The following is a 24,856-nucleotide window of genomic DNA, read 5'->3' as shown; positions in this document are numbered from 1 at the left end:
CATGAGCGCAACGACGCATCGCCGAGTCAAGCTCGCCTCCTTGGCGCCCGACTTCTACAAGGCCCTGAACGACCTGGACGCCCAGTCCGCGACCGGGCTGGACCCCCGCCTCGCGGATCTCGTCCGGATCCGGGCTTCGCAGCTGAACGGCTGTGCCTACTGCCTGGACATGCACACCCTGGACGCGCAGCACGCGGGCGAGTCGGCGCAGCGGCTCCACCTGGTGGCCGCCTGGCGCGGGGCCCGGAAGTTCTTCAGCGAGCAGGAGCGGGCCGCACTGGAACTGACCGAGGCGATCACCCTGATCAGCGTCGACCACGTCCCGGACGACGTGTACGAGGTCGCCGCCAATGCCTTCGACGACAAGGAACTGGCCCAGCTGATCGGACTCATCATCATGATCAACGCCTGGAACCGGGTCGGCGCGACCGGCCATCTCGAGCCCGGCCACTACGACCCCAGCTGATGAGCGCCCAGACGTTCCGGGCGCTGCACCACGGCGCCGCGCCGCTCGTCCTGCCGAACGCGTGGGACCCAGTCAGCGCCCGGCTGATCGCCGAGGCCGGGTACCCGGCGATCGCCACCAGCAGTGGTGCGGTCGCCCGGGTGCTCGGGTACGACGACGGGCAACTGACCCCGGTCCCCGAGATGTTCGAAGCGATCGCCCGCATGGCCCGCGCGGTCGACGTACCGGTGACCGCGGACCTGGAAGCGGGCTACGGACTGAAGCCGAAGGAGCTCGTGGACAGGTTGCTCGAAACGGGCGCGGTCGGGTGCAACCTCGAGGACTCGGATCCGGCAACGGGGGCTTTGACCGATCCGTCCGAGCAGGCCGATTACCTGTGCGAGGTTCGTGCCGCCGCTGGTGCAGACCTCGTCGTCAACGCGCGCATCGACACGTTCCTGCAGGAGGGTTCGCTGGAGGATGCGATCGCCCGCGGCCGCGCCTACCGTCGAGCCGGCGCCGACTGCGTCTACCCGATCTTCGCCCCGCTCGAGCTACTTGCCGACCTGAAGAACTCCATCGGCGGCCCCCTCAACGCCCACGCCAAGCCCAACGGCCCGACCGCCGCCCAACTGGCCGAACAGGGCGCCACCCGCATCACGTACGGCACCAGCCTTCATACCCACCTCACCAACATCTTCCGAGACCTGCTACCCACGCTGACCTGAATCGGCGGGTGGGTGAATGTGGTTCGCGTCGCCGGGCTGCGTGATGGTGCTAGTCGCGGCGAGGTGAGTCAAGGGCGCTTCGCGGCCCTGCGGGCTCGAACAAGTTCGACCCTTGACACACCTCACCACGACCAGGGAAAGACGCGGCTACGCCCGGAGCCGCTGAGAAGAACGGCCACAATTCAGGGATTACGTCCGGGGCGCCGCCCCCGGCTGGTTCGCCGGGAGTGAGGCTGGTGATTCCGTGGCCCTGGCGACTGGTGCGCCCCGCGCCGAGGCCGGCCGTCGCGCTCACGCCGGATCTGGAGGGGTTGACCACTGAGATTGTGGGTTGTCACCTGAGAATCTCGAGGGGCAACGCACAATCTCAGTGGTCAACCCTCCAGAGCCGGCCCAGTAACCGGCGCTTGCCGGCTCGCGAGACCTCGCACACCACCTGACGGAACGCGCACACCACCAGGCGGACCACCCGGTGACCGCCCCGGCCGATGCCCGCCTGCTCGACCGATACCGCCCTACAGACCGGCATCGGCCCAACGACCCGGCATCCACCCGGACGCGCCTACCGCCGATAGCAGGTTGTTCGACCGATAGCGCCCAGTAGACCGGTATCGGCCCCACAAGCCGGCAGCCGACCGAACCACGCCACGATCTACGGCACGGCCCCCCACCCGAACCCACAGAACCCACCGAAACCACCCGGGAAACCGGTTACTGGACAGGGTTTCGCGACTTCTGTAGGTCCGGATGGGGCCACCTCGGAACCGGCGCCACCCGGGCCGGCCGAATCAGCGGAAGGGCCGAACATCCCACACGAACCACCCGCGAGAGGTGGAATCCCCCTGGATGCAGCTCACACCTTCGCGCCGGAACCACCCGGGCGAGCGGAATCCCCCTGATGCAGCTCACACGTCAGCGCGGATCCGCGTAGCTGCGTCCTTCCCTGGTCGACGTGGTGCGGGTCAAGGGTCGAACTTGTTCGATCGCCGAAGGCGACGCCAAAGGCGCCCTTGACGCGCACCACGTCGACTAGCACACTCCCGCAGCGGAGACCGCGCAACCACACTGCCAATGCACCGAGGCAACCACTATCCCAAGAGTTGAGAGGATGGCGGGCATGACCACCTATCGCGCCAGGTTCGATGCAACCGTCTCCTTCACGAATGGCGGTGGTCTGCAGGCGCAAGGGTTCCTGGTCGACGTCGCGTCGGCGGAGGTGACGCCTGCCGAGGTGGGCGAGTTGTTCCTCGCCTCACTCGGGCTGCTGATGGCCGGCGAGGTCGACCTGACCAACCTCGAGATCATCGAAGCACCCCACAAGGGCACCCGCGGCGTCCCGGCAGCGGCGGGTGACGCGAGCGGCGGGCGGCCGGAGTACGTGGAACTCAGCCACGTGATCCACGACGGGATGGTGACGTTGCCGAATCTGCCCGGGCCTGAGCTCGGGAAGCACCTCACCCGCGAGGCGTCGAAGGAGATCTACGCACCTGGCACGGAGTTCGAGATCGGCCGGATCACGATGGTGGCGAACACTGGCACCTACCTGGACAGCCCGTCTCACCGCTATCCCGACGGGCACGACCTCACCGGCTTCGCGCTCGATCGGATCACCGAGCTGCCCGCGGTCGTAGTACGGGTGGAGGACAGCGGGAAGGGCGGGATCGACGCGGCCGCTCTTGCCCCGTACGACGTCCGCGGCGCAGCCGTCCTCCTGCACACCGGGGACGACGCACGCTTCGGTACTCCGAGCTACGTCGTCGACCCGCATTTCCTGACCCGCGACGGCGCCGAGCTGTTGATCCGCAACGGCGCCGTCCTGGTCGGGATCGATGCGGCCAACATCGACGACATGACGGACGGCACTCGCCCGGCACACACCTTGCTCCTCGGCGCCGGCCTCGCGATCGTCGAACACCTGACCGGCCTGGCCCAGGTCCCACCCACCGGCGCGACCTTCACCGCCACCCCTCCCCTGATCGACGGCCTCGGCACCTTCCCCGTCCGCGCCTTCGCCGCGCTCCCCTGACCGACTACTGACCAAGACGAAGCGCGTAGACCAGCGCCCAGTCCTGATCGTTGGCCAGTGGGTCCGCCACATGGGCGGGTTGGCCGTTGACGCAACTGGGATAGATGAAGGCGCAGGTCGCGGAGCCGTCGGGCGCGAAGTTGACCAGGTTGGCTCGAAGGATCGCCTGCCCGGCTGATCTCAGCCACTTAGCCTTGGCCTCGTCAGCCAACTCGGCCGGCCAGGTCAGGAAGAGGGCGGCGTTGAGCACAGACCAGTAGTGCGGAAACACGTCGCCCCACAGCCGCAGAGCGCCGAACCAGTAGCCGTCCCAGTGCCTGATCGGGATGTGCCGCAGCCGCACGTCGGGCTGGTCCGCGGCGAAGGCCGTCAACCAGGGCAGCCGCCGGTTGAGCTCCGCGGCCTCCACAACTCCCGGCACAGTTCGGTACGCCGCCAGCAACAACTCGAGCAACGGGGCAACCATCGACTGCTCGTAGTTCACCTCATGCGGCGGCAGGTCGTCGCCATAGGCAAGGAACGTCCTCGCGTGCTGGGCAAGGTGATCCCGCATCCTCGCGGCGTCCTCGGGACGACCTTCTCCGGTGAGCTGCTCGGACAGATCATGGAGCAGCGGGCCCAGGTCGAAGGCGAGGAAGTGGTCGCCGCCGAGTTCGTAGTACCGGTCGATGATGCGGACTGCGCGGTCGAGGTCGCCCTGGCCGAGGAGGAATCGGGCGAACCAGGGGAAGTTGTAGAGCCGTAGCTTGCCCTTGTGCCTGCTGTCGTCGGCAACCGTGCCATCGGCCGCGACGAGGTGTTCAACCACGAACTGCTGATAGCCGGCCAGTGCTTCGGTGAGTTCGTCGGAAGAAGCCCAGCCGCGGTCGCGGGCCGCCTGCAGCAGCAGCGCCATACCGACTCGTTCTCGGGCGTCCGACCAGTCCTGCCAGGCACCGGGCAGGACGGTCAGGCCGGTCTCGTTGTCGTAGGGCACGAAGGCGAAACGCCGGCTGTCGGCGAGCTCGGGTTGGCGTTGGTGGTCGAGGATGAACCGCACTCGTTGCTCGACGAGTTCTCGCAGCGGTGGATGGAAGAGCACGCTGATCCGCGAGGTCCGGCTGCCGTCCGTCGCCTCGACCTGCTGCACGCCGGCGACGCTCGACGAGACCACCTCGGGCCCTGTGACGCCAGGGGCCAGGCGGATCTCGATCGACTCGCCGACCTCGGCGGCTAGCGGGTCGGCCTCGATGAGCGGCTGCCGGGTTGCGTGGAAGTCGGCCAAGCTGTCGTGCCAGGCGAGTTGCCACGTCCAGCGGTACGACTGGCCGGGGACCAGCGTGATCTGTGGCTGGCCGCCCATGGCATGCGGAGCTCGGGCGTGGTCGGTGACGTGCAGATAGAGATGCCCGCGCGCGTTGCTGCCGGTATCGGCTTCGCGCGACTCCACCGAGTAGGCCCACAGTTCGCCCTCGGTGAGTTGGAGTCCAAGGCCCGGCCCGCTGCCGTCCATCGGGACCGCCCACACCCACGCGTCGGCGCCACCGGTCCACACATGTGCATGCACAGCGCGGTTGAGGCTCTCCCGACTCGAGCTGTAGAGATCGCGCCACGGCGTACTGATGGCGATGGATCCGACCGCGACCTGCTCCACGGAGACGTTGCGCAGCTCGTACGTTTCGGTCCACTGTTCCCCGAACCGGCGGCCGACCCGGAGCTCCAGCTCACCCAACTGGTAGAGCAGGTCGATGCCGGTCTGCCGCCAGCGCTGACTGGCCGGGGCATCGAAGCGGTGGCTGCCGCGGTCGGTGATGACGAATCCCTTGCCCCAGTAGCGTGCGGGATCGTGCATCGCGGCCTCGGGCGCCTCGGGCGCGTCCTCCAGCAGCATCGAGTGACCGCGCGACGGATGCGTCACCACCGCGACGGCCCCGTCCTCCGTCAACTCGACCTTGCCGGCCCCGAGGGCGAATGTCTCCCGCATTGCCCCAACTTATCTTCGCCGAGGATGTAGAGAAGGCTCCGCGAGCTTCGTCCCCCTGATGAGAACCCCCGACCAGCGAGAGGAACGATCATGAACAAGCAGGAGATCGCCGAGATCCTGGCCAAGCCGTACTCCCAGGACCTGTTGTCCGGGAAGATCCCCGCGCGCTTCGCCTATATCGGGCTCGACGGGGACCCGCGGGTGATTCCGGTCGGGTTCCACTGGGACGGCGAGACACTCCAGATCTTCACCGTGCCGAAGTCGGCCAAGGTCAAGGCGTTGCAGCAGAACCCGCGGGTGTCGATCACCATCGACACCGAGGGCTACCCGCCCAAGGTGTTACTGCTCCGCGGATCCGCCAAGGTCGACCTGCTGGACGGCGTACCGGACGAGTATGTCGAGGCCTCGGGCAAGATCGTCCCTGACGACCAGTTCGAGCAGTGGCAGGAAGGCGTCCGCGCTCTCTACACGCAGATGGTCCGCATCTCCATCACCTTCGACTGGGTGAAGCTCCTCGACTTCGAAACCACCATCCCGAAGGCCGTCGAAGACATCATCCGCGAGAAGCAGGGGTCATAAGTGGTTGGCGCGGCGGATGACGTCGACGACGTCGGCCATCATGCCGGTGAGGTCGTAGTCCTTCGGGGTGTAGATGGCGGCGACTCCTGCGGACAGCAGGGCGCGGGCGTCGGCGTCAGGAACGATGCCGCCGACAACCACCGGCACGTCCTCGAGGCCGGCTTCGCGGAGGCCGGCGACGACCTGGGGCACGAGTTCCATGTGTGAGCCGGACAGGATCGACAGGCCGACGCAGTGCACGTCCTCCGCGACCGCCGCCGCGACGATCTGCTCGGGCGTCAACCGGATGCCCTGGTAGATCACCTCGAAACCGACGTCACGAGCCCGTACGGCGACCTGCTCGGCGCCGTTCGAATGACCGTCCAGACCAGGCTTCCCGACCAGGAGTCGCAGCCGGCCGCCGAGTTCGTCGGAGGTGGCCGCCACCTTCGCGCGGACGGCGGCGATCGCCTCGCCTCCGCCGGAGACCCCGACCGACCCCGATACCCCGGTCGGTGCGCGGTACTCGCCGAACACCTCCCGCAGTACGCCGGCCCACTCCCCCGTCGTCGCGCCGGCGCGAGCGCAGGTGAGCGTTGCCTGCATGAGATTGTCCGTGCCCTTGGCCGTCTCGCGCAGCCTGGCCAAGGAGTCCTGGACAGCCTCGTTGTCGCGCTCGGCGCGCCACTGCAATAACGACTCCAGCGCGGCACTCTCCGCCGCGGGATCGACAGTCTGGATCGCTGCGTCCAGATCGGCCGTCAGCGGTGAAGGCTCGGTGCTCTCGAATTTGTTGACCCCGACAACGACCTGCTCGCCCGACTCGATCCGCTGCCGCCGCTCGGCATGCGAGGCCACCAGCGCCTGCTTGAGGTAGCCGCTCTCCACCGCGACGACGGCACCGCCCATCGCCTGCACGCGGTCGATCTCCTCCCGAGCGCCGGTGACGAGCTCGTCCACCTTGGCCTCGATGACATGCGAGCCGTCGAAGATGTCGTCGTACTCGAGCAGGTCCGACTCGTACGCGAGCACCTGCTGCATCCGGAGCGACCACTGCTGGTCCCACGGCCGCGGCAGCCCGAGCGCCTCGTTCCACGCGGGCAACTGGACCGCCCGCGCCCGCGCGTTCTTCGACAGCGTCACCCCGAGCATCTCCAGCACGATCCGCTGCACGTTGTTCTCGGGTTGCGCCTCGGTGAGCCCCAGCGAGTTCACCTGTACTCCGTAGCGAAGGCGGCGGGCCTTGACGTCGGTCACGCCGTACCGGTTGAGGCAGACGTCGTCCCAGAGCCGGACGAACGCCCGCATCTTGCAGGTCTCCTCGATGAACCGCACGCCGGCGTTGACGAAGAACGAGATCCGCTGGACCACGTCCCCGAACCGCTCGGGCGCCACCTGACCGCCGTCGCGAACCCGATCCAGTACTGCGATCGCCGTCGACAACGCGAACGCCAACTCCTGGACCGGGGTAGCCCCGGCCTCCTGCAGGTGGTAACTGCAGATGTTGATCGGGTTCCACTTCGGCATCGTCGACACCGTGTAGGCGATCAGGTCCGTGGTCAGCCGCAGGGACGCGTCCGGCGGGAAGGCATACGTGCCGCGGGACAGGTACTCCTTGACGATGTCGTTCTGGGTGGTCCCGGTCAGCTCGTCGGGCAGCGCACCCTGCTCCTGCGCGGCGACCTGGTACAGCGCGAGCAACCACATCGCGGGAGCGTTGATCGTCATCGACGTGTTCATCTGCGCGAGCGGGATCTGGTCGAACAACGCCCGTACGTCGCCCAGATGAGCGACCGGGACACCGACCTTGCCGACCTCGCCCTTGGCCAGCGGGTGGTCCGCGTCATAGCCGGTCTGGGTGGGCAGGTCGAAGGCGACCGACAGTCCGGTCTGGCCCTTGGCCAGGTTGCGCCGGAACAGCGCGTTCGACTCCGCGGCCGACGAGTGCCCGGCATACGTCCGCATCACCCAAGGGCGCGCCTTCTCGCTCATATACCCGAGAGTAGGACTCTGTGACCTTGTGAGTCCTACTCTCGTGACCGGTGTCACCAGCGGTCTACATCACGTCCTCTCAGGCGATGGCCACGTTGAAGGCCAGCAGGCCGGTACCGGTGGCATTGGTGATCCACGGCCCGGCTCCCAGGTGTCCCTGGTAGACGAGCGCGGTCGCGCCGGTCGGCGTACCGGACAAGGTGAGCTTGAGCGTGCCGCCGGCCTGGTAGACCACCGAGCTGACTGTGACGGTCGATCCCACCAACCGGAAGTTTGCGGCCGCTCCGGAATCCACAGTGAGCGCGTCGGTCGACCGGAGCTTCACTGTGAGGGTTGTCCCGCTCTTGGTGACGCTTGACGGGTTAGGCGGAGCCACACCGGCCGACGGACCGCCGTACAGGTCCCTGCCCAGTACTGCGAACGTGTGGTCGCCCATCTCGCGATAGCCACCGGCGTACGTGTAGTGGCAGCCGTCGTGGCCGGACAGGCCGTTCGCCGACAGGATGGTGACGCCCTGGGTGTCGCCTAGTTTGCGCTGTGCCTCGCGGAGGTTGATTTTAGTGGTGTCGCCACAAGGGGACGTGCGGACCTGGTAGACGAAGTACTTGCTGCCACCGGTGTTCGCAGTACCGATCTCTGTTCGCCAGTCCTGCAACAGGGAGGTGAAGCCGCTGATGTGGACGGACGCGTTGTCCGACTCGGCCTCACCCTGGTACCAGAGGACGCCCTTGACCCGGCTGAGCACGCCCGACGCCTGCAAGCGACTCCGCAGTCGGCCGTAGTTCGTGGCGAGGTCGTTCGGGGTGGTGTCGTTGCGCTGGAAGAAGCTGATCGGCTGGCCACCGTGGGATCCGTTGAACAGCGCCACCGGGATCCCGTAGGTGTCCACGATCCGGCGACCCATCCGGATCGCCCACTGGCCGACCGAGCCCGACTGCTGGGTCACGTCACCGGTCGCGTAGTGCCAGACCCGGTCGGCGCCGGAGATGACCGAGTTGGCATTCGAACTGCCGAAGCTCCGCAGATAAGGGGATTCCTCGACATTCGCATTGCCGCTGCGCTTGGCCGCCTCGGCATTCGACTGCCCCTGTACTACGTAGACGTCTCCGGAGACAATGCCATCGCGCCGAGCCACGACTCTGTTGATCGCCGGCCCGGTGGCTCTCAGTTCGAAGGTGTACTCGTGGAGGCCGGCCACGATCCTCGGCGTGAACCGGAACGGCGCGGAGGCCGGAGCGGTGAACGTCTGCGTCTGGCCGTTGCCGGTGACGCGCAGTTCGACCTGGTCCACCCCGGCGGCGGTGACCTGGCCGGCCACCGCTGGGTTCGCGCCGTTCTCGCTGTCGCGCGGAATCAGCTTCAGGTCCTGGGGCATCTCGGTCAGCGTCACCAGGGCAGGACGCGCGTAGACGGTCAGCTTGCGCTGCGTGTAGCTCGCGGCATTGTCGGTCAGGGTCCAGTCGGGTGCTCCGGTCGTGTTGGTGCCGATGCCGAGCCCCAGGACCTTGGCGGTCCCCTCGCTGAACCTGTTGACCGACAGCACCGGCTTGGCGGGAATGGTCGACGGCTTGGTGGCGCCGATCTGGTGGATCTGGAACGAACCGTGACCGAGGACGGTCGTCGGGGAGTCATCGGCGTCGTACGTGGTCGTCGAGGCGTTGGGGACCTGGCCGCTGGCGGCGCCGCTGTACTGGTTCGGCCACATCTCGATGTAGCCGGTCTGGCCGGTGCCGTTCGTCACGCCGGGCACGTTGGAGTTCACCTCGAGGTCGCCGACCTGCTGCCGGAAGAGCTGTCCGGCGAAGGTCTGCAGCCCGAGCCGCTTGGCGTCGCTGGTGAACGGTGCCATCGCCGTCCAGACCCACTGCGGGCCCTTGGGGCCGTTCAGTTCGAGGCAGTAGCCGACGCGATCGAAGTTGGAGCCGATCTCCGCGGTCCTGTTCAGGGTGTACGGCGGGGTCGTGTTGAGCCAGTTCGCCGAGGTGGGCAGGTTGATCTGCAGCACCGGGGTGAACCCCACGGCTCCTGTGTCACAGCCGGCAGCCGCGGGGGTGGGGACAGCGGAGGCCGGGCTGACGACCGCTCCGAAGACTGCAATGGTTGCGAGGACAGTGAGGTGGATGAGAGCGCGGGCGGGCGCGAACCGAGGCATGGGCGGACCTCCGGGAGGTGGGATGTCCTGCCTAGTTCTAGCGAATGAGCCGTGCTTCTCGCGAGTGTTCTGCGCCCAGTGGTCCCATCTCCGCGCCCAACGGCGCCTGGGTCAGGCGGAGAGCGGCAGTGGGGTGCGCTCCACGTGCAGGATCCGGTGCAGGCGGGTGACCGCGAGGATGCGGACCACCGAGGGCAGCGGGTGCCGTAGTACCAGCTGCCGGCCGAGCAACTGGGTCCGCCGGTGGGTCGCCACCAGTAGTCCGAGTCCGGTGGCGTCGAGAGCGTCGACCTCGCCCAGGTCGACGATCACGTCGCCGTCGGAATCGTCGATCAGCTGATTGAGGGTCTGGCGGACGTCGCCGACCGAGCGGACGTCCAGGAGTCCGGTCAGCCGGACCACGTTCTCCTTGTTCTTGGCTGCTTCATGGGTCGGTGCGAGCATGTCCGTGCCCTCCGCTCTTCCGGCGGCCCCCGAGTATCGGCCGCACTGCAGCGTGTGTTGGTAAAGACTCCCTGGGGACACGGAAGGTTGCCAAGACCTCGGGACCTTCCATTTCGCGAGACAATGGTGTTCGTGTTCGCGGACCGGTATTTCCTGTTCCCGATCGTGGCCATCGCGCTGATCGGTTGCGTGGTGCTTCTGCTGCGCTGGGCGTTCACCGACGCCAAGGGCGGGTCCCTGGTGCGCCGTACTGACTACTCCCCTGCAGCCCGCGACACTTTCGGACTCCTGATCGACGTCCAGACCTCCAGCTCGTACGCCGACGCCCGGCGGACCGTCTCGCTCCTGAACAGCAGGCAGATCCGCGCCACCGCGGCACGGACCACGGACGGCTGGTCCGTCTACGTCTGGCCCGCCGACGAGGCGGCCGCACGAGAGGCTCTCAAGACCTCCTGACCCTCCGGCACGCGTCAATGGTGGCGAACCGGCGCGGGCGAGAAGGGTTGCGGGGACATCGGACAAGAACGGGTAGAACCAACCACCCCGAGGAGTTCGATGACGCCCGACCTCGCTCTGTCCCTACCCCGACCGGCGGAGCATGCCGCCGGCCCGGCCCCGTTCCCGGACACTTTTGCCGATGACAGCCGGCTGATCCAGCTGTCGATCCGGGAACCCGACCAGTTCACCCAGATCTTCGACCGCTACTTCTCCCAGGTGCATGCCTACGTGGCTCGCCGCCTCGGCAAGGACATCGCCGACGACGTGTCCGCCGAGACGTTCCTGGTGGCCTTCCGGCAACGGGCCAAGTTCGACAGCCAGGCCGGGGTCGTCCGTGCCTGGTTGTACGGCATCGCCACCAACCTGATCCGGCGCCACCGCCGCGACGAGGTCAGGGCCTGGCGGGCCGGCGCCAAGCTGCCTTTGACCACTAGCACCCCCGGCCACGAGGACCGGATCGCGGCACAGGTCACCGCGCAGGGCGCCGGCCCGGAACTCGCCGCCGCCCTCGCGAAGGTCTCCGACAAGGACCGCGAGGTCCTGATGCTGGTCGCCCTCGGCGGACTCAGCTACGAGGAAGTCGCCGCCGCCCTGGGCATCGCCTACGGCACCGTCTGCTCCCGCCTCTCCCGGGCCCGCCGCGTAGTCCGCGAAGGCCTCAGCCACACCGACCCGACTTCCAGCGAGGAAACCCGATGAACGAGCTCGACCAGATCCGCGACGCCTACCCGAACCAGCCGGCCCCGACCCCCGAGGCCACCCAGCTCGCCCGGACCCAGCTCCAGGACCTGGCCCGCGCAGAGAGCACGCGGCGCCGCCGTCTGCCCGCGGGATTCACCCCGGTCCGACTGGGGATCGGCCTCACCACAGCTGCCGCAACGGTCGCCGTCGTCGCTCTCGGCGTACCGCTGCTAACTCCTGACGCCGACCCAGGCGCCTCCCAGCCCCCGGCCGTCGGCTCCCCCGACCAGAGCACGACTTCGCCCGAGGCCCCGGTGACTGCGAGCCAGATCCTGCTGGTCGCTGCAGCCCAGCAGGAGCGCGCTGAGGCGACCGCCGGCAAGTACTTCCGCGTCCGCACCGTGTTGAGCCGCGAGTACCCAGCCCGCAAGGACGGCTTGAACTACACGCTGGAAGAGCTGTCGATCAGCGAGACCTGGACCGGAAAGGCAGGCGGGACAGCCTGGAACGGCGCCCGCAAGCTCGGCGCCCACCCCGCGACGCCGGCCGACGAGGCGAAGTGGCGCGCCGCGGGTTCGCCGACCAGCTGGAACCTCGGACCGACCGACTCCGCGGACCAGCACGACCTGATCATTTCGTCCAAGCCCGGCAAGGGGCGGCTGACGGAGCTGAAGGGCGACGCGGACCGGTACTACGCCCTCGGTGAGCTCGGTGTCGGCCAGGCTGAGATCCTCGCGCTACCCACCACGCCGGACGCGCTTCGCGACCGGCTGCTCAAGGACAAGGCTGCTCGTGCTGCCGGGGCCGACAACACCTCGTACCTGGTCGGAATGACCTCGGAACTGTTGCTGTCGACACCGGCTACGCCGAAGACGCGGGCAGCCGGCCTCCGTCTGCTGGCAGGCCTGCCCGGCGCCGTCGTCAAGACGAACGTCACCGATCTGCAGGGCAGGACCGGGACGTCGATCACGTTCGACTTCCCCCAGCAGGGCCAGACCATCCAGCTGATCATCGACCCGAAGACCGGCAAGCTGCTGAGCAGCACGAACACCGGCGGCAAGAACGTCAGCACCACTCAGCTCGCCTCCGGCTGGACCAACGAGAACCCGACGATCCCGCCCGCCAAGATCCGCTGACCTTCTGTTCTCTACGGTGAGAAGCCATGCGCTCCCAGCCCTGCGGCTGGGAGCGCACGGGCACGAAACCGGGGCGCTGGGGCAGGGGCGCGCGGAATTGGGGGGCAGGGCCGTCCCGGGACGGGGACAATTCGGGGCATGTTGCTGGTACCGGGGGATCCGTTGAATCCGCGGCGGGTGGATCCGCATTTCGCGGGGCAGGCTGATGCTGCGCGGGAGCGCGGGATCACCGTGGCGCGGATCGACCACGACGCGCTCGACCGGCCTGATCTGGCCGTCGCCGGAGTGCCTGCGGGTGAGGATGCGGTGTACCGCGGCTGGATGATGACGACCACCCAGTACGACGGATTCGCCAAGGCACTCGCGGATCGCGGGGTCACGTTGCGGACCAATGCCGACGAATACCGCGCGGCCCACGAACTGCCCGGCTGGTACCACGAACTCCGCCCGGCGACTCCCGAGTCGGTGTGGACCGAAGGCCCGGATCTCCAGGCACTCGGCGCTCTCGCGAACCAGTTCGGCGGCGGACCCGCGGTACTGCGGGATTTCGTACCGCGTGATTTCGAGGGGCATGCCACGCACCACTGGGACGAGGCGGCGTACATCCCGGATGTCGCGGATGCCGCCGCCGTGCGCCGGGTCGCCGAGCGGTTCCTGGAGTTGCGGGATGACTCGTTCGCCGGCGGCTTCGTGTTGCGCCGGTTCGAGGAGTTCACTGGCCCCGAGGCAAGAACCTGGTGGGTCGGCGGCCGCTGCGCCCTGATCACCCCACACCCCGACACCCCCGACGAACTCCCCGAAGGCCTGGACCTGGTCGAGGTGGAACCACTGGTGGCCACCCTGCATCTCCCCTTCGTCGCGGTCGACCTGGTCCGCCGTACAGACGGCGCCCTGCGAATAGTCGAACTAGGCGACGCCCAGGTCAGCGACTGGCCTTCTTCTCGCGACCCCTCCGCACTCATCACCGCGTTGTTCTGACCGGTCAGCCGTGCAACCTCGGCGACACCCGGATCCGTTGTAGGGGTATGCAACCAACAGCCTCATGGAGGCGCCCGTGAAACACGACGACGAGTTCGAGATGTTCGTTCGCGGCCGTCGCAGTCACCTGGTCGGCACTGCGACCGCGCTGACAGCAGGGGACACGTTCCTGGCTGAGGACCTCGTCCAGGGCACGCTGGTCCGCCTCTACCTCGCCTGGGGACGGGCGCGGTCCGGCAATGTCGAGGCCTATGCCCGGCGCGTCCTGGTCAACGCGTTCATCGACCACCGACGCCGTCCCTTCGTACGCCGAGAGCGTGCCGTTGCGTCGCTGCCCGACGCCGCCGCACGTCGGAGCGCCGACACGGACGACACCCACCTGCTCGCCGCCCTGGCCACACTGCCCCCCAGGATGCGGGCAGCGGTCGTCCTGCGGCACGTCGAGGACCTGAGCGTCGAGGACGCCGCCACGGCACTGGGCTGCAGCACCGGAACCGTCAAGAGTCAGACCGCTCGAGGTATCGCCAAACTGCGCGACGCCCTCGACAACGAATCTGTCAGTACCGCACCCAAAGGAGACCTCTCATGAGCAACGTCATCGATCAGCTCGCCGGCCTCGGCACTGACGGCGAGCTACCAGCACCCGATGACATCGTCCGAGGCGATCTGCTCCGCGGCCGGGCAGCGCAGCGGCGCCGCCACTTCCGTCGCGGCGTCACCGGCCTCGGAGCCACTGCCGCTGTCGCCGTCGCGGCGGTCGCCTTCACAGCCGGTCAGCCGTCGCAGGGTCCGGCGTCCACCGGGCTCGACCTGGTCGCCTACACCGGCACCCAACTGCCCGGCTTCACCGTCGGGAAGGTGCCCGAGGGCTTCGTCCTGCAGGGTTCCAACTCCTACAGCCTCGACGTCGCCCGGCCCGACGACAAGACCCCGCTCGATTCCTACGAAGGCAAGCTCGTCGTGAGCCTGCAGTCCAAGGACCAGGGGGTCATCCCCGACGGCAAGGCGGTCGAGGTCAACGGCCGACCCGGCACGATCACGAAGGTCGACCCCACCGCCGCTCAGCTCTACTACTCCGACGGCAGTGACAACAAGATCGTCATCCAGGCCGCGACCAAGCTCGGCCTGACCGACGAAGAGCTGGTCGAGTTCGCCACCTCGGTGACCGTCACGGCCAAGGCACAGGCAGGCGCCGGCTGACCGACAGCGCACAACGAGCCGGCACAGCCGTCTTTCGGGAGCCGCATGGCGCCTCCCGGAGCGGTTGTGCCCGGTCGTGTGCGGATGCGGGACAATGGTGGGGATGACGCTGACCGAGATGCTGCCGGGGACCACTGAAGCCGATGACCTGTATGACGCGTTCGCGCGCTGGGTGGGCGAACAGGGGATCTCGTTGTACCCGGCGCAGGAGGAAGCGCTGATCGAGGTGATGACCGGGTCGAACGTGATCCTGTCCACCCCGACCGGGTCCGGGAAGAGCCTGGTCGCCACCGGTTCGCACTTCGCGGCCCTCGCGAACGGGACCCGGACCTTCTACACCGCCCCGATCAAGGCGCTGGTGTCGGAGAAGTTCTTCGCCCTCTGCGACATCTTCGGCGCGGACAAGGTCGGCATGCTCACCGGTGACGCCTCGGTCAACGCCGGCGCCCCGATCATCTGCTGCACCGCCGAGGTGCTGGCGAACATCGCCCTCCGCGAAGGCAATGCGGCCGATGTCGGCCAGGTCGTGATGGACGAGTTCCACTTCTACTCCGAACCCGACCGCGGCTGGGCCTGGCAGGTGCCGTTGCTGGAACTGCCGAAGGCGCAGTTCATCCTGATGTCGGCGACGCTCGGCGATGTCGAGCGCTTCAAGATCGACCTCAACCGCCGGACCGGCCGCCCGACCTCCATCGTGTCGTCCGGCGAGCGACCCGTTCCGCTGATCTACAAGTACGTCACCACGCCGCTGCACGAGACGCTCGCCGAGCTCCTGGTGACGCACCAGGCCCCCGTGTACGTCGTCCACTTCACGCAGGCGTCTGCCCTGGAACGCGCCCAGGCGCTGACCAGCATCAACGTGGCGACGAAGGAGGAGAAGGACAAGATCAAGGAGCTGATCGGGCACTTCCGCTTCAGCCCGGGCTTCGGCAAGACGTTGCAGCGACTGATCATGCACGGGATCGGCGTCCACCACGCGGGCATGCTGCCGAAGTACCGGCGGCTGATCGAGCAGCTCGCGCAGGCCGGCCTGCTGAAGGTCATCTGCGGCACTGACACCCTCGGCGTCGGGATCAACGTGCCGATCCGCACGGTCCTGCTGACGGCTCTGAGCAAGTACGACGGACGCCGGCAGCGCATTCTCAAGGCGCGCGAGTTCCACCAGATCGCCGGTCGCGCGGGCCGCGCCGGATACGACACCTCTGGCACCGTTGTCGTGCAAGCGCCGGATCACGTCGTGGAGAACGTCAGGCTGATGGCCAAGGCCGGCGACGACCCGAAGAAGCAGCGCCGAGTGCAACGGAAGAAGCCGCCGGAGGGGTTCGTCACCTGGGGCGAGGACACCTTCGACCGGCTGGTCGCGGCCGAGCCGGAGGCGCTGCAGTCGCGGATGCGGGTCAGCCACGCGATGCTGCTGAACGTGATCGCCCGCGACGGCGACGCGTTCGCGAGCATGCGGCACCTGCTGCAGGACAACCACGAGGACTCCCGCGCGCAGCTCCGCCTGATCCGCCGCGCGATCCAGATCTACCGCACGCTGCTCACCGCCGGCGTCGTCGAGCGGCTCGACGAGCCCGATGAGAACGGCCGATCGCTCAGGCTGACGGTCGATCTGCAGAAGGACTTCAGTCTCAACCAGCCGCTGTCCACGTTCGCGCTGGCGGCGCTCGACCTGCTCGACCCCGAGGACCCGACGTACGCGCTCGACGTCGTCTCGATCATCGAGGCGATCCTCGAGGACCCGCGTCCCGTCCTGCTCGCGCAGCTGCATCACGCCAAGGGCGAGGCCGTGAACTCGATGAAGGCCGACGGCATCGAGTACGAGGAGCGGATGGAGCTGCTCGAGGAGATCAGCTGGCCGAAGCCGCTGGAAGAGTTGCTCGAGGCAACCTTCGACATGTACCGGCAGACGCACCCGTGGATCGCGGACACCGGGTTGTCGCCGAAGTCCGTCGTCCGGGACATGTTCGAGCGGTTCATGACGTTCGGCGAGTTCATCCAGTACTACGGCCTCGCGCGCTCCGAGGGCGTCGTGCTGCGCTATCTCTCCGACACCTACAAGGCGCTGCGGCAGACCGTGCCGCCGGACAAGGTGAATGAGGATCTCACCGACCTGATCGAGTGGCTCGGCGAAGTGGTCCGTCAGACCGACTCCAGCCTGCTCGACGAGTGGGAAGAGCTGACCAACCCTACGACCGACGAAGTTGTCGCGCCGGTCCCGGTCGGCCCGCGCCGAATCACCTTGAACAGCAGGGCTTTCCGCGTTTTGGTCCGCAACGCGATGTTCCGCCGGGTCGAGCTGGTCTCCTTGCACCGCTGGGCCGAGCTCGGCCAGCTGGACAACGACTCCGGCTGGGACGCGGGCCGCTGGGCAGAAGCCGGTACTGCGTACTACGCGGAACACTCGTCACTCGGCACCGGACCGGCAGCTCGTGGACCCGGCCTGTTCATGGTCGAGGAGCACCCGGGCTACTGGGAGGTCCAGCAGATCATCGACGACCCAGAAGGCAACCACGACTGGCGGATCAACGCCACCATCGACCTGGACGCCTCCGACGAAGCCGGCGACCTCGTCCTCGAAATGGTGTCGTTCAAGCCCCTGTAGCCACCGGGGTCTGCAACGAACGGATCTCCTTTGCGGCCATCGGCAGAGCCGACAGTGCAATACCTATGCTGCCGACGGCCACCGCCGCCGTCGTCCCGAAGGTGGCGCCCAGTACTCCGCCGAGAGCCGCCCCGACCGGGAGTACGCCGTACGTGAAGGTCCGGTACGCCCCGTTGCTGCGGGCAAGGGTGCTGCGCGGGATGAGGAGCTGGCGGATCGTCACGGACAACACGTTCGCGCTGCCGAGCCCGATGCCCGCGCCGAACTGCACTGCGCCGAGGAGTGCGCCGTACAGGACTCCGCGGCCAGGCAGCAAGGCCAGTAGCAGCGGTAGACCGGTCGACAGGACGAGGGACGCGCCGAAGGCCCGGCCGTAGCCGAGTCTCTTCGCTAGGCGGAGACCCAGCATCGCCCCGACGAAGGCGCCGATTCCCCCGGCGCTCAGGGCCAGGCCGTAACCGCCGGCGGAGAGACCGCGATCCTTCACCGCCATGATCACCAGATTGACGACCAGGATCTGCGCGGAAGCGTTGTAGAGCGCGGCATGAGCCGTCAAGGAACGCAGGAAGGGGCTCACCTTGATCTGCCGCACTCCCTCCCACAAACCCGCCTTCCCCGCGACTGCCGCCACTGGCCCCCCTTCGACCGCCGGGCGGGCCTCCGGCCTTCGGGCCGCCGCCACGCCCAAGGCGCTAGCGACGTACGAGCCCGCATCGACGGCCAGAGCAACGGCAGGGCCGAACAGTTGCACCAGCAGACCCGACAGCCCAGGCCCACCAACCTGCGCTGCTGTGGACGAGCCTTGCAGCGCCCTGTTGGCCGCCGGCAGCTCCTCCTCAGCCACGAAGTCCGGGAGGTAGGCAAAGGAAGCGATGTCGAACACGACGCTTGCAGCTCCAACAACCAAGGCAACGACGACCAGCAGCGACAAGCTCAGGCTGTCGAGCGCCCAGGCGATCGGAACGGCCGCCAGCGCGAGCGCCCGGAGTACGTCGGCGATCACCATCACGCCACGCTTGCGGCGGCCCTCCAGCCAGTGCCCCGCGAGCAGCGGGAGCACAGCACTCGGCAGGTAGGTCGCCGTCGCGATCGCGCTGACTCCGGCCGCTCCCGTGTCGAGAGTGATGGCCGCCGTCAGCGGTAAGGCGACTGCTGTCACCTGTGTACCTACCGCGGAAACCGTGTGGCCCGCCCAGAAGCGCCGGAAGTCCCGGTCCTTGCTCAGCATCGTTACCTCTATCTCCCCGTCATCCGGTAACAGCGTTACCGAATCATGCCCATAAAGCGGTAACCTCGCAACTGTGATCCAGCCAGGAGAACGCACACCGGCCCCGGAGCCGCTGGTGCTCGTGCAGGATCTGGCGAACACGGTCGACCTGGAGATGGAGCGCGATCAGCTGCGCTCCCCTGCGGACCTGACGGACTTCGCGGCCGCCCACGGGCTGCGACTGAAGTTCAACGCCGAGGATCTGGCGGAAGCGCTGGAGTTCCGCGAAGCGCTGCGTGATGTGTGCCAGGCCCACGCAGGGGTGGACACACCGGCCGCGTCGGGAGTCGTCCTGGACCGGCTGCTGGCTCAGGCGCACTTACGACTGGTGTTGGGCGTCGATGGCAGCGCTGCCGTTCAGCCCGCCGAGGGGCTCAATGGTCTCGGCGCGCTGGTAGCGAGAATGGCTGCGGACATAGCGGCCTCGGTCGTCGACGGCACGTGGCCACGACTCAAAGCGTGTGCGGCGGACAGTTGCCGCTGGGTCTATTACGACCGCAGCCCAGCCGGCCGAAGCCGCTGGTGCACGATGGCGCTCTGCGGCAGCAGGAACAAGATGCGTCAGTACCGCGCCCGCAACTAGCGTCCGCAAACAGGTCTAGCAACAGGGGCCCGCAGCTAGGCCTTGCTGGTGGGCCACTCCACGTCGACGTCGGTCGCCTGCTCGTAGTCCACGCCGTCCACATCGAAGCCGTAGAGCCGCCGCACTTCTTGGTAGAACCAGACGGTGTCAGCGACATCAGCAATGTTCTCCTGTGTCACTGCCTCCCACTGCTCCCGTACTGCGGCCTGCACGTCCGCGGCCAGCTCCCAGCGATCCAGGCGGATGCGGCCGTCCTCGTCGAGTTCTGGCTCCACAGCGCCGGTCAGCTGGTCCCACAACGCGATGGATTGCTGCATCGGCGTCTGCATCTGCTCACCAAGCACCTTGTGCAGCAGGCTCACGTACAGCCCGATGCCCGGGATCGCGGACGACGCCTGCGTGACCGCGGCACCGTTCACGGACGTCCGCGCCAGCACGCCGTCCCGCTTGCTGAGAGAGCGCGCGGTCTCCTCCAGATGAGCCTTGGCCGCGCCGATCGAGCCCTGCCGGTAGATCGGCCCCGTCAGCTCCGAACCGATGTACGTCAACGCCACGGTGCTGAATCCATCGTTGAGCAGCTTCCGCTCCTCCAACGCATCCACCCAGCGCGTCCAGTCCTCGCCGCCCATCACCTGCACGGTCTCGGCAACCTCGTCATCGGTAGCGACGTCGATTCCGACCTCCTGGAGCACCGGCTCGCCGCCGTCGTAGGCAAGGCTCTTGGTCTGCGCCGGCTGCCCGATCGCCTTGATCGCGGACTGGTATGTGGTGTCGGTGCGCGGATCGACCCTGCGCGGCGCGGCGACACTGTAGATCAGGTAGTCCACTCCCCCGAACCGCTCAGCAACGAGGTCGAGCACCTCCGCCTTCGTCGTGTCGGCGAACGCGTCCGCATTGACGAAGTGGAACTCCCGGCCCAGCTCTTCCGCGTAGGCGGAGGTCGCCGCGGTGCGATACCACCCCGCCGTGGCGGTCCGGCGTACGGTCGCAGCCTTCTCGAACGAGACACCGACGCCGTTGATCCCGTAGCGCGCCAGCCCGGCAACAGTCGCCGCCAGCCCGTATCCCGAGCTCGACCCGACCACGAGTGCGACCGGCCTGGCGTCCGGAGTACGGGCCTCGACCTGCGCCGTCAGCTCCCTGACCAGTCGTTCGCAGCCCGCGGGATGCGAGTCCAGGAACAGGAATCCACGGCCTACTGGCTTGACTACGCGCTCACTCATGCCAGGACCCTAACCCGCGAATCCGTCCGACCGGCCGAGAGTTCCGAATGAGTGCCGGGAAAGTGCCGCCTCAGTTCCAGTACAGTTCCGCGTCGTCCGGCTCGACAGTGACGTCGGCGCCGAGGCGGCGGAGGTTGCCCGCGAAGTCGGTATAGCCGCGGTGCACGTGGTGGGCGGCTGAGACCAACGTCTCGCCCTCGGCCGCAAGACCCGCGATCACCAAAGCGGCACCGGCGCGGATGTCGCTGGCGACCACCGGCGCACCCGACAGCCGCGGCACACCTCGTACGACGGCGTGGTGGCCGTCGGTCTGGATGTGGGCGCCGAGGCGGGTCAGCTCCTGGGCGAAGATGAACCTGCCCTCGAACAGGTTCTCCGTCACCATCGCGGCACCGTCGCTGATCGCGTTCATCGCGATCACGAAGGCCTGCAGATCGGTCGCGAAGCCCGGGTACGGCAGCGTCACCACGTCCACCGGCCGGGGCCGGTCATTCATCACCACGCGCAGTCCCGGCTTCGTCACGGTGATCTCGGCGCCGGCCTTGTGCAGCTTGTCCAGCGGCAGTTCGAGGTGATGCGCCTGACCGTTCGTGACGGTGATGTCGCCCTTGGTGATGGCCGCGGCGAACGCCCAGCTGCCGGTCACGATCCGGTCCGGTACGACGGTGTGGTCGACCGGCTGCAACAGCCCGTCCACCCCGGTCACCTCGATCCGCGGCGACCCGGCACCGTCGATCTGCGCGCCCATCTCGACCAGCATCGCGGCGATGTCCTGGATCTCCGGCTCACGAGCCGCGTTCTCGATCACCGTGGTGCCCTTGGCGAGCACCGCCGCCATCATGATCGTCTCGGTCGCGCCGACGCTCGGGAAGTCCAGCCAGACCTCGGCACCGTGCAGGCCCTGCGGTGCCTCGGCGATCACGAAACCGTGCTCGATATGGACTTTGGCGCCCATCGCCTCCAGGCCGGCCACATGCATGTTCAGCCCGCGGGACCCGATGTTGTCACCGCCCGGCAGCGCCACCTCGGCCTGACCACACCGGCCCAGCAGCGGTCCGAGCACCGAGATCGAGGCCCGCAGCTTGCGGACCAGCTCGTAGTCACACTGGTGCCCGATCTCCCCGGGCACCGCGACAGTCGCAGTACCGGCCTCCGCGTCGACCTTCACCGAGCAGCCCAGGGTGTCCAGCAACTGGGCCATGAAGGTGACGTCCAGAATGCTCGGCACCCCGCGGAGCGTCGTCGTTCCTTCAGCCAGCAACGCGGCCGCCATCAGCTTCAGCACGCTGTTCTTCGCGCCTGCCACTTCGACCGAGCCCTCGAGCCGTGCCTCACCCGCGATCCGAAACCGTTCCACCTGCTGACTGTATCGGGCGGCGATCTCAGCCTTGCGTAGAGTGCCGTGACATGGCTGTGAACTTGACGCGGATCTATACCCGGACCGGAGACGCCGGCGAGACCCGCCTAGGCGATATGAGCAAGACCACGAAGACCGATCCCCGCCTGGTGGCGTACGGGGAGGTCGACGAGGCCAACTCCTCGATCGGCGTCGCCATCGCAGGCGGTTACCTCAACAGTTCCCTGGTGGTGCTGTTGACGAGGATCCAGAACGACCTGTTCGACGTGGGTGCCGACCTGTGCAACCCGATCACGCCGGACCCGGAGTACCCGCCCCTGCGCATCACCCAGGACTACATCGACCGGCTCGAAGGCTGGTGTGACGAGTACAACAGCCGTCTGACCAAACTCCGCTCCTTCATCCTCCCGGGCGGTACGCCGGGCGCCGCGTACCTGAACGTGGCCCGCACAGTCACACGTCGCGCGGAACGAGCCGGCTGGGCAGCGGTGGAAGCCCACGGCCCGTCGGTGAACCTCCTCGCCCTCACCTACCTGAACCGCCTCTCCGACCTCCTCTTCATCCTCGGCCGAGTAGCCAACCTCTCCTCCGGCGGCGACGTCCTCTGGGTCCCCGGCGGCGACCGCGACAAGCAGCAGCAGCAGTAGTCAGCGGCGGCTGCGGGCGCGGTACTCCGTGGGCGTGGAGCCGACGAGGCTGCGGAAGCGGCGAGCGAAGTACGTCGGATCGTCCCAGCCAACCGCAGCACCCACTCGCGCGGCCGGGAGATCGGTCTGCGCAAGCAAGCTGGCGGCTCGCTCGGCCCGCAGCCGGCCCAGGAATCCCAACGGGCTCAACCCGGTATCACGCCTGAACAGCCTGCTGAGGTACGCCGGGTCCAAGCTGACCGCCGCGGCAACCTCGTCCAACCGCCAGTCCTCGGCAAGCCCCACCTCAAACCGCGCAACAGTCGCCGCCACAGCCCCATGCACCCGCCGCTCCTGCCCCACCGGCTGTTCAGTACGCCCATCAGCCAAAATCCCCAACACCATCACCAACCGCCCCAGCACCCGCCCCGCACCACCACGACCGCTTACACCGTCCTTCGCGCCACCGCTGGCGCCGCCGCGCGTGCCACCGCTTGTCGGGCCGCTCGCGGCGAGGTCGCGCTCGAGCTGAGCGATCTCGGCGATCGCTTCATCGGCCGCGGCCGGCGCGATCTGCGTGATCGCCGCCCCATGCGGAGCCCGCGCGACCGGCCCCGTCCACAGCAGATCCCTCAGCATCGGTATCTGCTGCAGCGCTGACAGTTCCGAGTGCAGCGCCAGCGCCGAGACACAGCAATTGGCAACCACCAGGTCCCGGCACTGACGAAACGCGTGCCACGCGCCAGGCCGCAGTACGACAACTTGCCCATGTCGCACCGCCCGCTCCCCCAGGCTCGTCTGATGCCGCCCGCCACCCGGGCCGATCACCGCGATCTCCAGAAAGTCATGCGCATGCGGCTCAACCTCAGCGGCCAACCTGTGCACCCCACCCCAAACAGGTCCACCAAGAAACAACTCCGCCTCGTGCAACGTCTCCGGCATGTCCGAATCGTACGACTACCGGTCCAGATCGCTCTGTCCCCAACGAGGCACACAAACCACGCTGGATCACATGGAAATCACCGATCAAGTATCCGACGAACTCATCACCTCCTACCGCGAGAACGGATTCGTCCGAGTCCCCTCAATCCTCGCCGCAGCGGAAGTCGACCTCTACGGCACCCACGCGGCCGACTACCTCGAGAAGCACCGAGCCGACCGCCTCCAGCACGACGCCATCTTCAGCCAACTCGTCAACGTCTGGCAGCACGACCCCGTACTACGGGAGCTCACGCTCCACCCCCGCGTCGCCCACATCGCCGAACAGCTCGCCGGATTCCCGCTCCGCCTCTGGCACGACCAGATGCTCGTCAAGGAACCCAACAGCAACGCCGCGACCCACTTCCACCAAGACCGCCCCTACTGGCCCCACGCCAACGACCGCCTCCCCCTGTCAGCCTGGATCGCCTTGGCCGACGTTCCACCGGAACGCGGCTGCATGACCTTCCTCCCCGGCACCCAGACCCGTACCGACCTACTCCCCCAAGACCTCAGCAACGAAGAAGACCTCTTCACTATGGCCCCCGACCTCCGCTGGTCCCCCCGAGTCACCGTGCCGCTCAAGGCAGGCGACTGCACCTTCCACAGCGGCTACACCGGCCACATGGCCCTCCCCAACACCACGGCCCAACCCCGCTTCGCCCACGTCAACATCTACATGGACCGCAACACCACCTACACCGGCCAGCCCCACGTGGTAACCGACCCGCTCGCCTTAACCCCCGGTTCCCCACTCAACGGCTCCCACTTCCCCCACCCTTGGTAACGACCGGCCGCACCTAGTCCTCGGTGGTTGGGATCAGAGGTGACAGGAAGGGGTCGGCTGTTTGGGACAGCCGGCCGCGCGTGAGGACCGTGACGGCATAGGCAGCGGCGGGGCCTGCTTCTTCGTCTAGTTCATAGAGCAGACCAAACGACCCGGGCAGACGCGTAGCGATCATGGCCAGCAATTCGTCGATCCACTCGCCGCGGCCCACACGGCGGTTCGTGTCGCAGTCGACCATGACGTAATACGTTCCGTTCATGACCTCGAGTCGTGGCCTGATGTTGGGGTGTTCGTTGGTGTCGATGAAGGCGCGCACGGCCGCGATCCCCTGCTCCAGTAGACGATCATCCTCGCCTTCTTCCGAGGCCGATTCGCGGAGCTTGAACCACCCGTGCGCTTCGTACATCTGACCAAGCTAGGCCCAACCGGTGTCAGGCAAACCGCCCCTTGAGCGGCATCGTCAGCTTGATCAGCGTCTCCGAGAGTGTTCGATTTGTGTCGGAGTGTATTCGAACATACACTCGATTCATGAGCAGACTCCCCAGCGGCCATCCAGCGGACGGGCCCGACCGGGTCCCGCCGGTGGGCGCTCGCGGGGTGCCGCCAGATGGCGGGCCGGTGCCACCGCG

Annotated in this window: 23 protein-coding genes; 14 read left to right on the top strand and 9 right to left on the bottom strand. The window is 67.7% G+C overall.

What is annotated here, in order from left to right; genetic code table 11:
* Position 1: 1 nt before the first annotated feature.
* From VFG33_RS24060 to VFG33_RS24050, 3 genes are all read left to right on the top strand, one after another.
* Positions 2 to 466 (top strand): carboxymuconolactone decarboxylase family protein, encoded by a 465-nt coding sequence (locus VFG33_RS24060; RefSeq protein WP_325055205.1) that lies wholly within the window; start codon positions 2 to 4, stop codon positions 464 to 466.
* Positions 466 to 1,173: an isocitrate lyase/PEP mutase family protein gene (locus VFG33_RS24055; protein WP_325055204.1), complete on the top strand. Its 708-nt coding sequence runs from the start codon at positions 466 to 468 to the stop codon at positions 1,171 to 1,173. The genes VFG33_RS24060 and VFG33_RS24055 overlap by 1 nt, the downstream gene beginning before the upstream one ends.
* 1,117 nt (positions 1,174 to 2,290) lie before the next feature.
* Complete coding sequence (locus VFG33_RS24050; protein WP_325055203.1) at positions 2,291 to 3,199, top strand: cyclase family protein; 909 nt, start codon at positions 2,291 to 2,293, stop codon at positions 3,197 to 3,199.
* A gap of 4 nt (positions 3,200 to 3,203) precedes the next feature.
* Here the strand turns inward: VFG33_RS24050 and VFG33_RS24045 are convergent, their stop codons facing one another.
* The gene (locus VFG33_RS24045) at positions 3,204 to 5,162 is read right to left on the bottom strand and encodes a hypothetical protein (RefSeq protein ID WP_325055202.1); all 1,959 of its coding nucleotides are present in this window, start codon (positions 5,160 to 5,162) and stop codon (positions 3,204 to 3,206) included.
* A 90-nt stretch (positions 5,163 to 5,252) separates the two neighbouring features.
* Between VFG33_RS24045 and VFG33_RS24040 the strand changes: the two genes are divergently transcribed.
* A complete protein-coding gene (locus VFG33_RS24040; protein ID WP_325055201.1) occupies positions 5,253 to 5,741 on the top strand; it encodes a pyridoxamine 5'-phosphate oxidase family protein in 489 nt (162 codons plus the stop codon).
* Here VFG33_RS24040 and VFG33_RS24035 read toward each other — a convergent pair.
* From VFG33_RS24035 to VFG33_RS24025, 3 genes are all read right to left on the bottom strand, one after another.
* Positions 5,736 to 7,712, bottom strand: a complete 1,977-nt coding sequence (locus VFG33_RS24035) for an ethylmalonyl-CoA mutase (protein ID WP_325055200.1) — start codon at positions 7,710 to 7,712, stop codon at positions 5,736 to 5,738. The genes VFG33_RS24040 and VFG33_RS24035 overlap by 6 nt on opposite strands.
* A 79-nt stretch (positions 7,713 to 7,791) precedes the next feature.
* On the bottom strand, positions 7,792 to 9,864 hold the full coding sequence (locus VFG33_RS24030; protein ID WP_325055199.1) for a sialate O-acetylesterase: 2,073 nt from the start codon (positions 9,862 to 9,864) through the stop codon (positions 7,792 to 7,794).
* Between the two features lie 111 nt (positions 9,865 to 9,975).
* Complete coding sequence (locus VFG33_RS24025) at positions 9,976 to 10,308, bottom strand: STAS domain-containing protein (RefSeq protein WP_325055198.1); 333 nt, start codon at positions 10,306 to 10,308, stop codon at positions 9,976 to 9,978.
* A gap of 123 nt (positions 10,309 to 10,431) precedes the next feature.
* Between VFG33_RS24025 and VFG33_RS24020 the strand changes: the two genes are divergently transcribed.
* The 7 genes from VFG33_RS24020 (at position 10,432) to VFG33_RS23990 (ending at position 17,406) form a co-directional block, all read left to right on the top strand.
* Positions 10,432 to 10,764, top strand: coding sequence for a hypothetical protein (locus tag VFG33_RS24020; protein ID WP_325055197.1), 333 nt, complete (start codon positions 10,432 to 10,434; stop codon positions 10,762 to 10,764).
* 99 nt (positions 10,765 to 10,863) lie between these two features.
* Complete coding sequence (locus VFG33_RS24015) at positions 10,864 to 11,505, top strand: RNA polymerase sigma factor (RefSeq protein WP_325055196.1); 642 nt, start codon at positions 10,864 to 10,866, stop codon at positions 11,503 to 11,505.
* Positions 11,502 to 12,623: a CU044_5270 family protein gene (locus VFG33_RS24010; RefSeq protein ID WP_325055195.1), complete on the top strand. Its 1,122-nt coding sequence runs from the start codon at positions 11,502 to 11,504 to the stop codon at positions 12,621 to 12,623. Before VFG33_RS24015 ends, VFG33_RS24010 begins: the two co-directional genes overlap by 4 nt.
* A 138-nt stretch (positions 12,624 to 12,761) precedes the next feature.
* Entirely contained in the window at positions 12,762 to 13,601 is an 840-nt protein-coding gene (locus tag VFG33_RS24005) for an ATP-grasp domain-containing protein (protein WP_325055194.1), read from the top strand.
* Positions 13,602 to 13,677: 76 nt separating this feature from the next.
* Positions 13,678 to 14,190, top strand: coding sequence for a SigE family RNA polymerase sigma factor (locus VFG33_RS24000; protein ID WP_325055193.1), 513 nt, complete (start codon positions 13,678 to 13,680; stop codon positions 14,188 to 14,190).
* The gene (locus VFG33_RS23995; protein ID WP_325055192.1) at positions 14,187 to 14,801 is read left to right on the top strand and encodes a hypothetical protein; all 615 of its coding nucleotides are present in this window, start codon (positions 14,187 to 14,189) and stop codon (positions 14,799 to 14,801) included. Before VFG33_RS24000 ends, VFG33_RS23995 begins: the two co-directional genes overlap by 4 nt.
* 103 nt (positions 14,802 to 14,904) lie before the next feature.
* Complete coding sequence (locus tag VFG33_RS23990; protein ID WP_325055191.1) at positions 14,905 to 17,406, top strand: DEAD/DEAH box helicase; 2,502 nt, start codon at positions 14,905 to 14,907, stop codon at positions 17,404 to 17,406.
* On the opposite strand, the gene VFG33_RS23985 is transcribed toward VFG33_RS23990, so the two are convergent.
* On the bottom strand, positions 17,393 to 18,634 hold the full coding sequence (locus tag VFG33_RS23985; protein ID WP_325055190.1) for an MFS transporter: 1,242 nt from the start codon (positions 18,632 to 18,634) through the stop codon (positions 17,393 to 17,395). The genes VFG33_RS23990 and VFG33_RS23985 overlap by 14 nt on opposite strands.
* A 73-nt stretch (positions 18,635 to 18,707) precedes the next feature.
* Here VFG33_RS23985 and VFG33_RS23980 point away from each other — a divergent pair, with 73 nt between their 5' ends.
* On the top strand, positions 18,708 to 19,256 hold the full coding sequence (locus VFG33_RS23980; protein ID WP_325055189.1) for a CGNR zinc finger domain-containing protein: 549 nt from the start codon (positions 18,708 to 18,710) through the stop codon (positions 19,254 to 19,256).
* A gap of 35 nt (positions 19,257 to 19,291) precedes the next feature.
* Here the strand turns inward: VFG33_RS23980 and fabV are convergent, their stop codons facing one another.
* Entirely contained in the window at positions 19,292 to 20,479 is a 1,188-nt protein-coding gene (fabV, locus tag VFG33_RS23975) for an enoyl-[acyl-carrier-protein] reductase FabV (RefSeq protein ID WP_325055188.1), read from the bottom strand.
* 70 nt (positions 20,480 to 20,549) lie between these two features.
* Positions 20,550 to 21,836, bottom strand: a complete 1,287-nt coding sequence (gene murA / locus VFG33_RS23970; RefSeq protein WP_325055187.1) for a UDP-N-acetylglucosamine 1-carboxyvinyltransferase — start codon at positions 21,834 to 21,836, stop codon at positions 20,550 to 20,552.
* A 50-nt stretch (positions 21,837 to 21,886) separates the two neighbouring features.
* Here murA and VFG33_RS23965 point away from each other — a divergent pair, with 50 nt between their 5' ends.
* Complete coding sequence (locus tag VFG33_RS23965; RefSeq protein WP_325055186.1) at positions 21,887 to 22,483, top strand: cob(I)yrinic acid a,c-diamide adenosyltransferase; 597 nt, start codon at positions 21,887 to 21,889, stop codon at positions 22,481 to 22,483.
* Here VFG33_RS23965 and VFG33_RS23960 read toward each other — a convergent pair whose 3' ends face one another.
* Positions 22,484 to 23,404: an AraC family transcriptional regulator gene (locus VFG33_RS23960; RefSeq protein WP_325055185.1), complete on the bottom strand. Its 921-nt coding sequence runs from the start codon at positions 23,402 to 23,404 to the stop codon at positions 22,484 to 22,486.
* A gap of 70 nt (positions 23,405 to 23,474) precedes the next feature.
* Here VFG33_RS23960 and VFG33_RS23955 point away from each other — a divergent pair, with 70 nt between their 5' ends.
* The gene (locus VFG33_RS23955) at positions 23,475 to 24,227 is read left to right on the top strand and encodes a phytanoyl-CoA dioxygenase family protein (protein WP_325055184.1); all 753 of its coding nucleotides are present in this window, start codon (positions 23,475 to 23,477) and stop codon (positions 24,225 to 24,227) included.
* Between the two features lie 13 nt (positions 24,228 to 24,240).
* On the opposite strand, the gene VFG33_RS23950 is transcribed toward VFG33_RS23955, so the two are convergent.
* Positions 24,241 to 24,633 (bottom strand): Imm7 family immunity protein, encoded by a 393-nt coding sequence (locus VFG33_RS23950; protein ID WP_325055183.1) that lies wholly within the window; start codon positions 24,631 to 24,633, stop codon positions 24,241 to 24,243.
* Positions 24,634 to 24,856: the final 223 nt, after the last annotated feature.

Source organism: Kribbella sp. (genome assembly GCF_035687465.1).
GTDB lineage: Bacteria > Actinomycetota > Actinomycetes > Propionibacteriales > Kribbellaceae > Kribbella.
Note: the sequence above shows the minus strand (reverse complement) of the source record. Positions and strands in the feature narration are given on the sequence as shown.

Coding starts and splice junctions, on each gene's coding strand:
- VFG33_RS24060 (WP_325055205.1), top strand. CDS start 2: ATGAGCGCAACGACGCATCGCCGAGTCAAGCTCGCCTCCTTGGCGCCC.
- VFG33_RS24055 (WP_325055204.1), top strand. CDS start 466: ATGAGCGCCCAGACGTTCCGGGCGCTGCACCACGGCGCCGCGCCGCTC.
- VFG33_RS24050 (WP_325055203.1), top strand. CDS start 2,291: ATGACCACCTATCGCGCCAGGTTCGATGCAACCGTCTCCTTCACGAAT.
- VFG33_RS24045 (WP_325055202.1), bottom strand. CDS start 5,162: ATGCGGGAGACATTCGCCCTCGGGGCCGGCAAGGTCGAGTTGACGGAG.
- VFG33_RS24040 (WP_325055201.1), top strand. CDS start 5,253: ATGAACAAGCAGGAGATCGCCGAGATCCTGGCCAAGCCGTACTCCCAG.
- VFG33_RS24035 (WP_325055200.1), bottom strand. CDS start 7,712: ATGAGCGAGAAGGCGCGCCCTTGGGTGATGCGGACGTATGCCGGGCAC.
- VFG33_RS24030 (WP_325055199.1), bottom strand. CDS start 9,864: ATGCCTCGGTTCGCGCCCGCCCGCGCTCTCATCCACCTCACTGTCCTC.
- VFG33_RS24025 (WP_325055198.1), bottom strand. CDS start 10,308: ATGCTCGCACCGACCCATGAAGCAGCCAAGAACAAGGAGAACGTGGTC.
- VFG33_RS24020 (WP_325055197.1), top strand. CDS start 10,432: ATGGTGTTCGTGTTCGCGGACCGGTATTTCCTGTTCCCGATCGTGGCC.
- VFG33_RS24015 (WP_325055196.1), top strand. CDS start 10,864: ATGACGCCCGACCTCGCTCTGTCCCTACCCCGACCGGCGGAGCATGCC.
- VFG33_RS24010 (WP_325055195.1), top strand. CDS start 11,502: ATGAACGAGCTCGACCAGATCCGCGACGCCTACCCGAACCAGCCGGCC.
- VFG33_RS24005 (WP_325055194.1), top strand. CDS start 12,762: ATGTTGCTGGTACCGGGGGATCCGTTGAATCCGCGGCGGGTGGATCCG.
- VFG33_RS23995 (WP_325055192.1), top strand. CDS start 14,187: ATGAGCAACGTCATCGATCAGCTCGCCGGCCTCGGCACTGACGGCGAG.
- VFG33_RS23990 (WP_325055191.1), top strand. CDS start 14,905: ATGACGCTGACCGAGATGCTGCCGGGGACCACTGAAGCCGATGACCTG.
- VFG33_RS23985 (WP_325055190.1), bottom strand. CDS start 18,634: ATGCTGAGCAAGGACCGGGACTTCCGGCGCTTCTGGGCGGGCCACACG.
- fabV (WP_325055188.1), bottom strand. CDS start 20,479: ATGAGTGAGCGCGTAGTCAAGCCAGTAGGCCGTGGATTCCTGTTCCTG.
- VFG33_RS23965 (WP_325055186.1), top strand. CDS start 21,887: ATGGCTGTGAACTTGACGCGGATCTATACCCGGACCGGAGACGCCGGC.
- VFG33_RS23960 (WP_325055185.1), bottom strand. CDS start 23,404: ATGCCGGAGACGTTGCACGAGGCGGAGTTGTTTCTTGGTGGACCTGTT.
- VFG33_RS23955 (WP_325055184.1), top strand. CDS start 23,475: ATGGAAATCACCGATCAAGTATCCGACGAACTCATCACCTCCTACCGC.
- VFG33_RS23950 (WP_325055183.1), bottom strand. CDS start 24,633: ATGTACGAAGCGCACGGGTGGTTCAAGCTCCGCGAATCGGCCTCGGAA.